Source organism: Streptomyces sp. NWU339 (genome assembly GCF_003143855.1).
Classification (GTDB): domain Bacteria; phylum Actinomycetota; class Actinomycetes; order Streptomycetales; family Streptomycetaceae; genus Streptomyces.
In genome coordinates, this window is sequence record NZ_QFRK01000051.1 from 1 (window position 1) to 13044 (window position 13044).

Annotated in this window: 17 protein-coding genes and 1 pseudogene; 12 read left to right on the forward strand and 6 right to left on the reverse strand. The window is 69.7% G+C overall.

The window, feature by feature from the left end:
- The 5 genes and pseudogenes from DIZ27_RS35960 to DIZ27_RS48550 all read left to right on the forward strand — a co-directional run.
- The coding region (locus DIZ27_RS35960) for an integrase core domain-containing protein (RefSeq protein WP_146229051.1) at positions 1–287 on the forward strand (287 nt) is incomplete at its 5' end.
- A gap of 238 nt (positions 288–525) precedes the next feature.
- The gene (locus tag DIZ27_RS46605) at positions 526–969 is read left to right on the forward strand and encodes a DUF6214 family protein (RefSeq protein ID WP_375232040.1); all 444 of its coding nucleotides are present in this window, start codon (positions 526–528) and stop codon (positions 967–969) included.
- 238 nt (positions 970–1207) lie between these two features.
- Positions 1208–1591, forward strand: a pseudogene (locus tag DIZ27_RS47795) (transposase); the annotation flags it as partial.
- Positions 1592–1787: 196 nt separating this feature from the next.
- Positions 1788–2045: a transposase gene (locus DIZ27_RS48545; RefSeq protein WP_309074944.1), complete on the forward strand. Its 258-nt coding sequence runs from the start codon at positions 1788–1790 to the stop codon at positions 2043–2045.
- A 15-nt stretch (positions 2046–2060) separates the two neighbouring features.
- Positions 2061–2264: a transposase gene (locus DIZ27_RS48550; protein WP_309074942.1), complete on the forward strand. Its 204-nt coding sequence runs from the start codon at positions 2061–2063 to the stop codon at positions 2262–2264.
- A 16-nt stretch (positions 2265–2280) separates the two neighbouring features.
- Here the strand turns inward: DIZ27_RS48550 and DIZ27_RS35980 are convergent, their stop codons facing one another.
- Positions 2281–2757, reverse strand: a complete 477-nt coding sequence (locus DIZ27_RS35980) for a transposase (protein WP_181383853.1) — start codon at positions 2755–2757, stop codon at positions 2281–2283.
- Between the two features lie 473 nt (positions 2758–3230).
- On the opposite strand from DIZ27_RS35980, the gene DIZ27_RS47800 reads away from it, so the two are divergent.
- Positions 3231–3464: a hypothetical protein gene (locus DIZ27_RS47800; RefSeq protein ID WP_109382240.1), complete on the forward strand. Its 234-nt coding sequence runs from the start codon at positions 3231–3233 to the stop codon at positions 3462–3464.
- On the opposite strand, the gene DIZ27_RS46140 is transcribed toward DIZ27_RS47800, so the two are convergent.
- On the reverse strand, positions 3455–3829 hold the full coding sequence (locus tag DIZ27_RS46140; protein ID WP_181383854.1) for a hypothetical protein: 375 nt from the start codon (positions 3827–3829) through the stop codon (positions 3455–3457). The genes DIZ27_RS47800 and DIZ27_RS46140 overlap by 10 nt on opposite strands.
- Before the next feature lie 305 nt (positions 3830–4134).
- On the opposite strand from DIZ27_RS46140, the gene DIZ27_RS48555 reads away from it, so the two are divergent.
- The 3 genes from DIZ27_RS48555 (at position 4135) to DIZ27_RS45310 (ending at position 5986) form a co-directional block, all read left to right on the forward strand.
- On the forward strand, positions 4135–4929 hold the full coding sequence (locus DIZ27_RS48555; protein ID WP_309074943.1) for a helicase associated domain-containing protein: 795 nt from the start codon (positions 4135–4137) through the stop codon (positions 4927–4929).
- Between the two features lie 163 nt (positions 4930–5092).
- Positions 5093–5440: a hypothetical protein gene (locus DIZ27_RS36000; RefSeq protein WP_109382620.1), complete on the forward strand. Its 348-nt coding sequence runs from the start codon at positions 5093–5095 to the stop codon at positions 5438–5440.
- A 237-nt stretch (positions 5441–5677) separates the two neighbouring features.
- Positions 5678–5986: a hypothetical protein gene (locus DIZ27_RS45310; protein ID WP_146229052.1), complete on the forward strand. Its 309-nt coding sequence runs from the start codon at positions 5678–5680 to the stop codon at positions 5984–5986.
- A gap of 293 nt (positions 5987–6279) precedes the next feature.
- Here the strand turns inward: DIZ27_RS45310 and DIZ27_RS36005 are convergent, their stop codons facing one another.
- The 3 genes from DIZ27_RS36005 to DIZ27_RS36015 all read right to left on the reverse strand — a co-directional run bounded on the left by DIZ27_RS36005 (position 6280) and on the right by DIZ27_RS36015 (position 8014).
- Entirely contained in the window at positions 6280–6486 is a 207-nt protein-coding gene (locus tag DIZ27_RS36005) for a cold-shock protein (RefSeq protein ID WP_109382621.1), read from the reverse strand.
- Between the two features lie 440 nt (positions 6487–6926).
- Positions 6927–7226 carry a hypothetical protein gene (locus tag DIZ27_RS36010; RefSeq protein ID WP_109382622.1) on the reverse strand — a complete coding sequence of 100 codons (300 nt, stop codon included), beginning with the start codon at positions 7224–7226 and terminating at the stop codon, positions 6927–6929.
- A gap of 419 nt (positions 7227–7645) precedes the next feature.
- Complete coding sequence (locus DIZ27_RS36015) at positions 7646–8014, reverse strand: S8 family serine peptidase (protein ID WP_109382623.1); 369 nt, start codon at positions 8012–8014, stop codon at positions 7646–7648.
- A 176-nt stretch (positions 8015–8190) separates the two neighbouring features.
- On the opposite strand from DIZ27_RS36015, the gene DIZ27_RS36020 reads away from it, so the two are divergent.
- Entirely contained in the window at positions 8191–8910 is a 720-nt protein-coding gene (locus DIZ27_RS36020; protein WP_109382624.1) for an IS6 family transposase, read from the forward strand.
- 222 nt (positions 8911–9132) lie between these two features.
- A complete protein-coding gene (locus tag DIZ27_RS36025; RefSeq protein ID WP_109382625.1) occupies positions 9133–10149 on the forward strand; it encodes a DNA-directed RNA polymerase subunit alpha in 1017 nt (338 codons plus the stop codon).
- Between the two features lie 213 nt (positions 10150–10362).
- Here DIZ27_RS36025 and DIZ27_RS36030 read toward each other — a convergent pair whose 3' ends face one another.
- Positions 10363–11565, reverse strand: coding sequence for an IS110 family transposase (locus tag DIZ27_RS36030; protein ID WP_109382626.1), 1203 nt, complete (start codon positions 11563–11565; stop codon positions 10363–10365).
- Between the two features lie 748 nt (positions 11566–12313).
- Here DIZ27_RS36030 and DIZ27_RS36035 point away from each other — a divergent pair.
- Complete coding sequence (locus DIZ27_RS36035; protein WP_109382627.1) at positions 12314–13033, forward strand: IS6 family transposase; 720 nt, start codon at positions 12314–12316, stop codon at positions 13031–13033.
- Positions 13034–13044 lie beyond the last annotated feature (11 nt).

Genomic DNA, 13044 nt, shown 5'->3' on the forward strand with positions numbered 1-13044 from the left:
CCTCCGATGAACTCCGAGGTGAAATAGGCCGGTTGGGACTGCGGCAGAGCATGGGCCGCACCGGCTCATGCTTCGACAACGCCGCCGCCGAGTCATTCTTCGCACTGCTGAAGGAGGAGATCGGAACCCGCCGCTGGCCCGATCGGTCCAGCGCCCGCGCGGACATCTTCGCTTTCGTCGAGACCTTCTACAACCGACAGCGCCTACGCCGCCATCCACGCTGGGGCTACCTCACCCCGCTGGAGACCCGGCAGCGCCTCGAACAAGAACACGCCCTCGTGGCGTAAGCATCGAGTGTCCAAGATCACGGGGAAGCTTCAGCGGAACTCCTCACCCCACGGACCGACAGGAGATCGCTGATGTCTCCAGCATCGCACCACCGGTGCTCCGCTGACAGGGTGCCGTCCGCCACGAGGGGTGCGTGTTCGCTCGCCTGGAAAGTGACCACACGCTTACGTTGCGTGTGCGCTTGAGGCATCCTTCCTTCATCTTTCCGATCGTTCTCCGGCGGACGGCGCGGTGTCCGTGTGGCCCGCGTGGGAGATGCGGGAGGGCGAGCGCGTGACGCGCTGGTTGCATGTGCGGCTGGCCTTCGCCGACGGGGCGTCGGTCGAGGCGCTCGCGACGGTGTCCGAGCAGTGCGTCTGTGTCGAGGACGTGCGGGCCCGCCCCGCGCTGTCCCTGGACGACCTGGCGCTGTTCGCCGACTGGATCGAGGGACCGCTGGCGCGGGCGTGCGGTGCCGGCGCCGAGCCCGGCCCCGAGGACCGGGCCACGGCGGCGGGGCGTGGTCGACGGGCGGCTCGCCCTCGCCCGCATACGGGTCGGGTATCCGGTACAGAGGCCGCGGGCCGGTCTCACGCACCGCACGCCACCAGCCCCAGCTCGGCTTGCCTCCCGCATCTGGGGCGACCGAGGGACGGGCTCCCCACCCCCGCTCGGAACGTGGGTCGTAGACCTCGCCGGTGAAGTCTGGGCGTGCGGGGGTTGTCCCGCGCTGGTGGATTCGCTCGAGGATCCGCCGAGTGTCGCAGCGCTGGTAGCGATCGGTGATCTCAGCCAGGTACATGTACCTGCGGCCTGCGCCGATGGCCTTCCCGCTGTTTACTGACTTCGGCGTTTTGGGGTCTGGCTGGGGCTGACCCTGTTGGCGTCCCCCGGATGCGGCGGTAGACCGGGAGGTATGAGGTACGCAGACGGCGGCGGGATGAACGCCAAAGAGCGTGCACGACGCGAGGCGGTGCGCCTGCGGGCGGCCGAGCTGTTCGCGGCCGGGGTCGGCGTCCCGGAGGTGGCCCGACAACTGCGGGTGCCGCCGAAGTCGGCCTACCAGTGGCGGCGGGGCTGGGCCGCCGGCGGCCCAGCGGCCCTGCCCTCCACCGGGCCGGGCGGGCAGCGCTGCAAACTCGGCCCGGCCCTGCGCGAGGAACCGGCCGCCATGCTGGACCAGGGCCCGGCCGCACATGGCGGGGACGAGGACCAGGTGTGGACCGGTGCCCGGATGGCGACCCTGATCGGCCGGACGTTCCACATCGCCTCCAGCGTCTCGGGGGCGACCCGGCTGATGCGCCGACTCGGCTTCACCCCGCAGATGTCCGGGCGGCGGGCCGCCGAGCGCGACGAGGCGGCGGTGACCGTCTGGAAGGAAGGCACCTGGCCGGAGGTGAAAGGACCCGGGCGGCCACCGGCGGCTGGATCTGCTTCGAGGACGAGGCCGGCCGGCAGCAGCGGCCGCCCACCGGGCACACTCCCCCAGGGGCCGGCGGGGCCGCACCCCGGTGGTGACGGTGTCCGGCCGCCGGTCGGGGCGGATCTCCCTGGCGGGCCTGATCGCGCTGCGGCCCGGTTCTCGGACCCGGCTGTGCTACCGGGGCCGTGTCCACCACGGTCGCCGGGGCGAGCGGCGCAGCCTGTCGGAGGCCGACTACCTGCGGCTGGTCGACGGCACCCACCAACTGCTGCGGGCGCCGATCGTGCTGGTCTGGGACCGGCTCGGCACCCATGTCTCGAAGGCGATGCGGCACCTGGTGGCCGCCCGCCCGTGACTGACCGTCTTCCTGCTGCCCGCGTACGCACCGGAGTTGAATCCGGTGGAGGGTGTGTGGGCGCACTGCCGGCACAGGCTGGCCCATCTCACCGCCGGGACGGTCGACCGGCTGGAGGTCCTGGTCCGCAACCGGCCCAAACGCCTGCAGTACCGGCCCGCGGCCCTGGACGGCTTCGTGGCCGAGACCGGACTCCAACTCGAGTCACCACCACCCTGACCACAAAACACCGAAGTCAGTAAAGGGCCCGGTCGATGACCACCCGCGCCGAGTCGGTCACCGCGGCCAGGTGCACGGCGACCTGGCAGAGCCCGACGCCCCTGATCGCGCCGGAGTACTGGCGGCCGGCACCCACGCAGCCGGTCGAGGATTTCGCGTCCCCGGTCTCGTCCGCGACCAGCACCACGTCCTGACCTGCGAGTTCCCGCACCACCAGGCGGGCGATCTCCTCCCGGGCCCGGTCGTGGTCAAACCGCGCGCGTGACAGCAGGTGCTGCAGCCGGTGGGGGCCTGGGTGCCCCAGCGCCTGAGCCAGGGTCCAGCAGTTCCGGGTGTCCACCTCCGTCAACAAGCCCATGATCATCTCCGCCGCCGTCGAGCGGGTCTCAGGCCGTGCGAAACAGTCTGCGATCGCCTTCATCGCCGCTTCGAACACCCGGTCCCAGACAGCCTGGGCTATCGTGACCTCCACGGCCACTTGCTCTTGATACATCGTCACAAACATTCATGACCATGGTGGCCGTACCCATGCCCGCACCCACCCTCACGAGCTGCTGACCAGCACAGACGTCGGAACTACAGCTGCCGTGACTGACATCACCATGCCGAACCCCCACCGAAAAAAATTACAGATCCTCAGGCGGCGGTCGAGCTGGTGGCGGGGAGGCGGATGCCGCGCTCGGGAGGCACCCATAGCCCCGCGATGTCGGCGCCACAGCGCCGGCCGGCGCACTGCTGTGGTCAGCAGATACGCCGCGTCATGGATGGACGACGGGCTGCCAGGCCGAGGCGGAGCGGCCGCCACACCCATAGCGTCTTCCCGCGCCCAGCAGAGTGATTTCGGGTATGCCGGTCGGGCRCGGGCCGACGTGCCGCCCGAAGCGCTGTGCGCCTTGTCGCTACCTTCCAGTGACGCCGAGGCAGGCACTCCGGCTTGTCCATGCAACAACGAGGAGTTGACCATTCATGGCCGTGTGCGAGGTTTGCCAAAACGACTACGAGAGCTCGTTCGAAGTGCACGCCGCAGGAGCAGTCCACACCTTCGACAGCATCGAGTGYGCCGCCCAGAAGATGGCACCGGTCTGCGACAACTGCCAGTGCCGCATCCTCGGCCACGGCCTGCAAGCGGACGGGCAGTACTTCTGCTGTGCGCACTGCGCCCGCCAGAAGGGYTTCGCGCAACTCGTGGATCAYGCCTGACGGACGACGGATCCCGCGGTGGCCGTCGACAGGGAGGCGTTGGTGACCTCACTCGTCACCCGTAGGGTCAGCCCGCCGTCCGCCGTCCGCCGTCCGGCGCACCCGCACCGGTAAGGGCGAMGCCACGAACACTTGCTGGTGCGCGAGCAGCCGGGTGAGATGCGGTGCGCTGTGTCCGGCTCGGCGAGGCACTGCGGCAGGCACACCGCGACCTGGGCGACTGCCGGCGGCTGCTGGGCCATGCCCTTCAGCTTGCCGCCAGGGTGCAGCACGCGCACCCTGGCCTTGTGACGCGGTCTCACGGCACGCTGGCGCACCGGCTCATCGTCGATCATCTCGTCGACGGGCGGATGGAACCAGGACACGAGATCGGGCTGCGGATCGACCAGACCCTCACTCAGGACGCCACCGGCACCCTGGTGATGCAGGAACTGGAGTGCGAATCTGCACCGGAAGGACACGCCGCGACCTGCAGCAACCTCACGAGCCGGCACCGCAAAAACCGCACCCCGATGTCACCACCACCCCACACCGCACGGCGAACCTCCCAGCTCACCGCCCGGACACCAGCGCTGGAGGGCACTGGTGTCACCACTACAGAAACCGGTGACATGGAGATGCAGATTCGCACGTGGCCTTCCAGCGCGGTGTGGAGGCCCTCGCCCAGTACATCGCTCGGGAGGGCAAGGTCGTCGTGGGTAGGGCGCATGTTGAAGAGCTGCCGGATGGCACGATGATCAAGCTGGGTGTGTTTCTCAGCAATCAGAAGGCCAGGCGTGACCGGCTGGATGCGCAGCAACGGGCGGCCCTCGCCGAGCTGGGCTACGCCTGGGCTGCAGAGGCGAAGGCATGGATGTCGGCTCGTCGGCAGGCGGAGGGGCCCCATACCGACGGCACCGGGGGCGGGCCGACAGAACTACGAGGCCGCGCGGCAGTTCTACGAGCGCGAGGGGCGCCTCGGGTACTGAGGAAGCGCGTCGAGCGGATCGTCGTCGGCGGCGACAGGGGCGGCGGGAACGGTCAAGACCAGGAGGTCCGAGAGCTGAAGCTGGGGCCATGGATCGGTAACCAGCGCTCGCGGGCCGCCACGCTGACACCGGAGCGGATGGAGCAGCTCTCCGCCATCGGCAGGCGATGGCGGAGAGCCGGGGCATGTCAGCGACGCCGATGCACCCACAGCCACACACCAGCCACTACCGCCAGACCCACAAGGAAGCTCCAGAGCGTCACCGCCCGGTGGGGGCCGGCCGTCAAAGCCAATGAGGTCATGAACACCCTCTGCCCCGACGAACTCTTGCCATTCGACGATGGCCGGGGCACCGGCGCACCCCGCCCCGGACCGGCCACGGAGACCGTCGTCCCGGGGCGTCCGTCACCACGGGGGGCCGGGTCGTGCCGTCGGGATTCCGTCCGTCTCCCGGACGGGTGGCCGTTCCGCAACTCGCCAGCCCTAGAGGTTCGTTGACAGGGGGCGTCGCCGGGCGTTGACTGGCGGGACGGTGGAGGCCGACCAGGCGGGCCATGAGCGTCAAGGGCTTTCGTTCGGCTCAGCCCCCGCGAGCCCGGCTTGATCCAGACGAGAGCCGGGTGGCACTCGGCCGGCGCGACGCACAGGGAAGTGGTACACGATGATGTACGACCAGGCACGCGCCCAGCAGCCTCCGGACAAGGGTGTCAAAGCCGCCGCACGCCGGGTTCCGGGGCCTGAGCCGTTGCTGCCCGCCGAGGAGCGGGACCGGGTCTCCCAGCGCCTGCGGCAGGCCCTCCTCGACTTCGCTGACACCCCGCGTGAGGCGCTGGAGGCGGCCGAGAGCGCCTTCGACGAGATCACTGCAGGGCTCGCGAGCGCCCTTGCGGAACGGCGACGCGTCCTGCGTGCGGGCTGGCAGGACCAGGACGCCCAGGCGCAGGCGGAGGAGTTCCGGCACGCGCTGCGGCAGTACCGGGAGATCACGGAGCGACTCCTGCGCCTGTAGACAGGCCCGGCCAGCGGCAGGTCACCGCCGCACAGGTCGCCGCCGCCCCAAGCCGGGTGACGCCAGTCGCAGGAGGGCTGATGCGGGTGGGTGCACGCTCACATGCCACCTTCCGGAAGGGCGACTCCGGCGTGTTTTGCCGAAGTCGTTGTCTTGGCCGTTGGCGCGACAGCTCAGGTGACGCCAACTCCAGCACTCGCTCGCGGACCGGGCCGGTGCCCCGCTCAGGAAGGGGGCATGACTCAAGCAGCCGACATCCGCGAGTGGCGCGATTACGTCGTCGTCATGCGCCCCCCCACTGGCGGTACGGCAGCATCGATGTCCGACTGGATCGACACCGACGCCCAGCTCTACGCCCACACCCATACGCACCGTCGCCTCCTCGGTGGGGATGCCCCCGATGGCAAGCAGAGCGCGCGCGGCCGCCGTCTTCTGATCTTGATGCTGCACCACGCCCTCCGCGGCCGACGGGGCAAAAGCCGGCCCGCCTCGCTTCCCCCACGACCAGGGGCGGCCCCCTCAGGAGACCGTGTGGGACTCGAATAGTCATCGCCGCTGGTCAAGAGACGTATCGGTACTCGCTGATCACATCGCTGAGGACGCGGGTGCGGAGGACTCTGCGGGCGGCCGACGCTGGGACCGGAGGCGGTTGTTCCTGGGCTTCGGGCGGTAGTTGGTTTCGGCTGCGGTGGGGGGCGGTGCGCGTTGTGGTGCTTCTGGTATTCGGCCAAGACCGGTCGGCAACGCATCGCCTTCCACGAGCAGTGCGCTCCGGCAAAGCCAGGCCGGTCAGAACGGGATCCTCGTGGGCCCGCCCGGTTGCGGAGGGCGTCAGCCGGCTACGGCTCAACGACGACGTTCTCCGCCTGAGGGCCCTTCGGCCCCTGGGTGACGTCGTAGGAGACGCGGTCGTCTTCGTGCAGTTCCTTGAATCCGGTGCTCTGGATGGCGGAGAAGTGGACGAACACGTCCGGACCGCCGCCGTCCTGCTGGATGAAGCCGAAGCCCTTGTCCGCGTTGAACCACTTCACCTTGCCAGTCGCCATGCTGCTCTCCTCCCATGGATTCCGGGTACGTGGGAGCGCTTTCGGGAGCGCCCCCGAACAGCACTCGCAGCACACAGTATGCATTCAGGCACACTGTGCGACGTCAAGATCGAGTCGCCATTGCCCACAGGTCGCCTCCGGGCAGGGCGCTGCACCATGACGACCACGCAACGGGCAGCGCCCGGAAGACGCAGAAGGCGCCACCTGGCAACGACTCCCCCAGGGCCGCCGCCAGGTGACGCGCTTCGAGCCCTCGCGGGCCACGGCCCGCCCGCAACCACCAGCGCCTCCACTCCTGCGCGGACGCAGCGGCCGGACGATGGGAGACGGGAACGCGGCCGGAGGAGAAACCCGCCGGCGCGTTCTCCTCCGGCCGCACGGAAGGGGCATCATCCGTCGATGTCCGTGACGGTTATCGCCGTGCAGGGGCGGGACCGCCCTTACGCGCCCTCGGACGACTCCTCGCCCTCGGCCGCCGGTGCCTCTGCCTCCTCTGTCTCCGATTCGGCTGTGGGCTGCTCGTCTTCGGACGGGGCCGCTTCGGCTTCCGCGGTCTCGCCGGCCGCGGGCGCCTCTGCCTCCTCCGTCTCCGGTTCGGCCGCCGGCTCCTCACCTTCGGACGGGGCCGCTTCGGCTTCCGCGGTCTCGCCGGCCGCGGGGGCTTCCGTCTCGGCCGCCGGCTCCTCGCCTTCCGTCGGGGTCACCGCGGGTTCCTGGGGCGCCTGTTCGGTGTCGTTCATGTGTTCACCTCCTTTTTGCGGTGCGCAGTTGGGGAGTGCTGGCGTGGGCCGCCTGGAGTCACCGAGATCAGGCAACATGCATTTTTGCGCTTTACAGCTTTTGTCCTATTCCTTGAGGGTGTGGATGTCAACGGGTCCTGGGGTGAGAGGTCCCGGCTCGAACACGGGGCGATGGCGGCGTACCGCGTGGCTCCCTGTCGGCGTCGGTTGAACTCGGCCGCCGGCGAGACCCCTTGGCTGGTGGGAACGGGTCAGCGCGGCGGGCTCTTGCGCAATGTGGGGGCTCGCTGAAGTCCGCAACTGCCGGCACCCCGGTGTGGGCGTTCGTCCGCCGCCCTGACGGCGGCCGTGGCACGCGGCTCTGATCCACTCCTGGTGGCCCCGCAGGGGGAGTCTCGCTTGCCCCCGCGTGGAGCCGGTCAGAGGCCGGTGTCTTGCCCTGCGGTGCGCAGGGTCGGCGATGTCGATGTCATGGGTGGTGCGGTAGGCCAGGGTGCGCAGCAGGTCGCTGACGCGGCCGCCGGGGTGGAGCTTGCGGGCGGGCAGTTCGGCCTCCGGGGCGGCGCCGACGATGCCGGCGGGGTTGCGGCGGCGGCGGTGACTCCGGTGCACCAGGTGCCGTGGCCGGTGGTGTCGGCGTTCCAAGTGCGCTCGGAGCCGGTGGTGAAGTCGTATCCGGTGCTGACGGCGGACTTGAGGTCCGGGTGGCTGCTGCCGACGCCTGAGTCGAGCAGCGCGATCTTGGTGCCGTGGCCGCGGTAGGTCGGCGGGAGCTGGTTCAGGCGCATGATCTGCTGTCCCCGGCCGGTCGGGGGAGCCCTCGAAGGTCTCCGACAGTGGCCGCATGGCGTCGTCACTGCCACCGGGCAGCTGCTGAACGCCCTGGCAGACGTGGAGAAGGCGCTGTCACGTTGGCTGGGACGTGGGATGATCTTGAAGTGATCGTTCCGGGAAGGGTTCGTTCGTGCCGTCGACGCCGCCGTCCTACAAGGGCCACCGCTACCCGGCCGAGGTCATCTCCCACTGCGTGTGGCGGTCCTTCCGCTTCCCGCTCAGCTTCCGCGAGGCCGGGAAGCTGCTGCCCGGGCGCGGCGTGCTCGTCTCCCACGAGACCGTGCGCCGCTGGTGCGCCACGTTCGGTCAGGGCTACGCCGACGCACTGCGTCGCCGACGGCCCGGGCCCGGCGACACGTGGCACCTGGACGAGGTCTTCGTGAGGATCAACGGTGTGCGGCAGTACCGGTGGCGGGCCGTCGACGCCGACGGCACCGTGCCCGGCCTCCTGGTCCAGGGCCGAAGGGACGCCGCTGCGGCCCGGCGGTTCTTCCGCAAGCTGCTCACAAAGACCTGCTCGGTGCCGAGGGTGATCGTCACCGACCAGCTGCGCCCCTGCGGCACCGCCCACCGGGAGCTGATGCCCTCGGTCGGGCACCGCTCGCACCGGGGCCTGAACAACGGGGCCGAGAACTCCCACCGGCCGACGAGGCAGCGCGAGCGCGCGATGACAGGCTTCCGCTCCGCCGGCGGAGCTCAGCGGTTCCTGGCCGCGTTCCGCGGCATCTCACCCCACGTCCGGCCCCGCCGCCACCGGATGACCGCCCCCGAATACCGCATCGAGATGACCCTCCGCTTCGCCATCCGGGAGCAGGTGACCGGCGTGGCCGGCCGGCCCGCCGCGGCCTGAGCACGAAAGCCGGAACCCGGCCCCACCGCAGCCGACACCCCGTCAGGCACTCACACCCTCCACAACGTGACAGCGCCCACTCCAGCAAGGGCTGAGCCTGCCGACCGGCCGGCAGACGGGCGGTGTCGGGCGGTTCGGCCGCCTGGGCGGCCGAACCGCCCGTACCCTTCGTGGTGTCTACGGCGTCACATGGCGGGCGCCACACACTGGAGGCCATACCTCGTGCTGATCGCTCAGCGTCCCTCGTTGACCGAAGAGGTCGTCGACGAGTTCCGCTCCCGGTTCGTGATCGAGCCGCTGGAGCCGGGCTTCGGCTACACCCTCGGCAACTCCCTGCGCCGCACCCTGCTGTCGTCGATCCCCGGTGCCGCCGTCACCAGCATCCGCATCGACGGCGTCCTGCACGAGTTCACCACCGTGCCGGGCGTCAAGGAGGACGTCACCGACCTGATCCTCAACATCAAGCAGCTGGTCGTGTCCTCCGAGCACGACGAGCCCGTGGTGATGTACCTGCGCAAGCAGGGCCCGGGCCAGGTCACCGCCGCCGACATCGCGCCCCCGGCCGGTGTCGAGGTGCACGACCCCGACCTCGTCCTCGCCACGCTCAACGGCAAGGGCCAGCTGGAGATGGAGCTGACCGTCGAGCGCGGGCGCGGCTACGTCTCCGCCGTGCAGAACAAGCAGGTGGGCCAGGAGATCGGCCGGATYCCGGTCGACTCCATCTACAGCCCCGTGCTGAAGGTCACGTACAAGGTCGAGGCGACCCGTGTCGAGCAGCGCACCGACTTCGACAAGCTGATCGTCGACGTCGAGACCAAGCAGGCCATGCGTCCGCGKGATGCCATGGCGTCGGCCGGCAAGACCCTGGTCGAGCTGTTCGGTCTGGCCCGSGAGCTGAACATCGACGCCGAGGGCATCGACATGGGGCCGTCCCCGACGGACGCCGCYCTCGCCGCCGATCTGGCGCTGCCGATCGAGGAGCTGGAGCTCACCGTCCGCTCCTACAACTGCCTCAAGCGGGAGGGCATCCACTCCGTGGGTGAGCTCCTGGCGCGCTCCGAGGCGGACCTCCTCGACATTCGCAACTTCGGTGCGAAGTCGATCGACGAGGTCAAGGCGAAGCTGGCCGGCCTGGGCCTTGCCCTCAAAGACAGCCCGCCCGGCTTCGACCCCACCGCCGCTGCCTTCGGCGCGGACGACAACGCGAGCACGGGTTTCGTGGAGACCGAGCAGTACTGAACGCTGCGCCGGGCCGCGGGGGAGCCAGGAAGGCGGCGGAGCTGGCGATGAGCACCGGCCGACCGCACCCGGCTCCCCGAGGGCCCACCGGCGGAGATGCAGACGCCCCAAGCCCTCCGAGCCTGAGCAGGATGGCGAAGGCGGCCGCCGTCTCTGCCTTGTCTTGCCTTCTGTCCCCCCGTGTGCGGCCGAGAACGCTTCCCAATCTTGAAGTCAAGCCGCATGAGGGGCTGGAGGAGGCGTGACTTGGTAGCACCGCCGGTCACGGATCAGAGCCCAGAAGACGTTGACGCGACGGCGGGCGAGGGCCATCACGGCCTGGACGTGACGCTTGCCCTCGGCTCGCTTCCTGTCATGGAAGCGGCGCGAGTTGGGGTCACAGCGAATGCTGATGAGGGCGGAGGTGTAGAAGACGCGTTGCAGTCGCCGGTGGTATCGCTGTGGCCGGTGCAGATTGCCGCTGACCTGCCCGGAGTCACGAGGGGCAGGGGCGACCCCAGCGAAGGCCGCAAGCCGATCCGGGGTGGGGAAGGCGTCCAGGCTGCCGCCGATGCCGGCCAGGAACTCGGCGCCCAGGATCGCTCCGACGCCGGGCATGGACAGGATCACCTCGGCGAGTTCGTGCTCGCGAAACCGGCCCTCGATGAGCTTGTCGGTCTCGGCGATCTTCTCGTTGAGGGCCATCACCTCCTTCGCGAGGGTGTGCACCATCTTGGCGATGGCTTGCTCACCCGCAACGGCGGTGTGCTGACGCTCGGCGGCCTCGACCGCCTTCGATGCGATCGCCTCGGGACTGCGGACCTTCCGGTTGCGCAACCACGTCGTCAGGCGCCGGGTGCCTGTCCGGCGGATCGCGGCGGGCGTCTGGTAGCCGCTCAGCAGGATCAAAGGGCCGGTGCTTCCGCCGAGGTCGACAGCCCGCTCCAGGGCCGGGAACATGCTGGTCGGCAGGGACCGGAGCCGGTTGATGGTGCGGGTGCGGTCTCCGACGAGGTCGATGCGGCGGTCGGTCAGCAACCGCAGCTCGATGGTGGCTTCGTCGCCGGGCCGGATCGGCTCCAGGTCCAGCCGCATGCGGGCCTGATCGGCGATCACTCTTGCGTCGCGTGCGTCGGTCTTGTCGGCGCCGCGGTAGCTGTCGGTGGCCCGGTTGACTGCGATGCCGGGGAGGTAGACGAGCTCCTGGCCATGGTTGACCAGCAGGGCGATCAGCAGAGCGGGCTCGCCGCCAGTCATGTCCAGGGCCCAGGTCACCTGGTCGCCCCCGGCCAGGTCTAGGACGTCACCGAGGAGTTTCAGCAGCTCCGGCTCGTCGTTGGCCACTCGCCGCGACAGCAGCGTGTCGCCCTCGGCGTCCAGTACCAGGCAGTGGTGGTGGGTCTTCCCGCAGTCGGTCCCCGCCCATATCCGGCTCATCGTGCTCCAGTCGTTCGTACTCGTCTTGCGTGCCACGGACGACCTCGCCGGCATTGCTCTACACAGCGACCTGTTCGCATTTCCCAATCGGCGGCCGAGTCGTCGTGGGGAGCCGGGCGGCGAAGCGTGCTGAGCCACGGTCGGCAGCCGCCTGAGAGCCACACCCGGCACCCCTGGGCGCCCTCACCCTACGAATGGGAGGACCAGCCCGATCAAGAAGGTAGAGCCGCCTGACGCGCTGTCCCCCGCTGGTACCCCGGGGCACGAAACAACCCCCTCGGAGATCGCTCCGAGGGGGCTGTTCGATACACATTGCCTGGTCAGACACAGTGCCCCGGGGGGCGAGGAGACCGCCCGCCGCAGGTTCTCGGCGTGGGTGGGGGAGTACGGCAGTATGCCCGGCGCCCGCATCACCCTCACCGACGAGCAGCACAGCAGCGTGTTGAGGACGTGGCCCGACTCCGACGGAAATGCTGTGTCACGTTGACCGGCTCCACGGTGGACCACAACACCGCCACGGCCGCCGGCGGAGACGGAGGCGGCGGCATCTGCAACGAGTCCACCACGGTGTAGGTGATCGGGTTCCGGGTGTTCGCCAATACCCCGGACAACTGCGGCCCGCCTGGCGCTGTGCTCGGCTGCACCGGCTGCACGGGTGGCGGAAACGGCGGCCCCGGCTGATGGCGCTGTCACGTTGGTTGACCGGGTGGGATGATCTTCGGGTTGATCATGGTGGAGGGGGTCGTCCGTGGGCAGTACGCCGCCGTCGTACAGGGGGCACCGGTATCCGGCCGAGGTGATCTCCCCCTGCGTGTGGCTGTACTTCCGCTTCCCGTTGTCATTCCGCGAGGTGGAGGAGCTGATGCTGCAGCGCGGCGTCATCGTGTCCCACGAGACGATCCGCCGGTGGTGTCTGAAATTCGGACAGTCCTACGCCAACGCGCTGCGCCGCCGACGTCCCCGCCCCGGTGACAAGTGGCACCTGGACGAGGTCTTCGTGAAGATCAACGGGATGCGGCACTACCGGTGGCGCGCGGTCGACCAGGACGGCACCGTGCTGGACATCCTCGTCCAGAACCGGCGGGACACCGCTGCGGCCCGGCGGTTCTTCCGCACACTGCTCACAAAGACCTGCTCGGTGCCGCGGGTGGTGGTCACCGACAAGCTCCGCTCCTACGGCACCGCCCACCGGGAGCTGATGCCCTCGGTCGAGCACCGCTCGCACAAAGGCCTGAACAACCGGGCTGAGAACTCCCACCAGCCGACGAGGCAGCGCGAACGGGCCATGAAGGGCTTCCGCAGCATCGGGGGAGCCCAGCGGTTCCTGGCCGCGTTCAGCGGCATCTCACCCCACTTCCGGCCCCGCCGGCACCGGATGACCGCCCCCGGCTACCGCACCGAGATGACCGTCCGCTTCGCGATCTGGGACCAGATCACCGGCGCTGCCAACCTGCCCACCACGGCCTGAACACAGGCCCA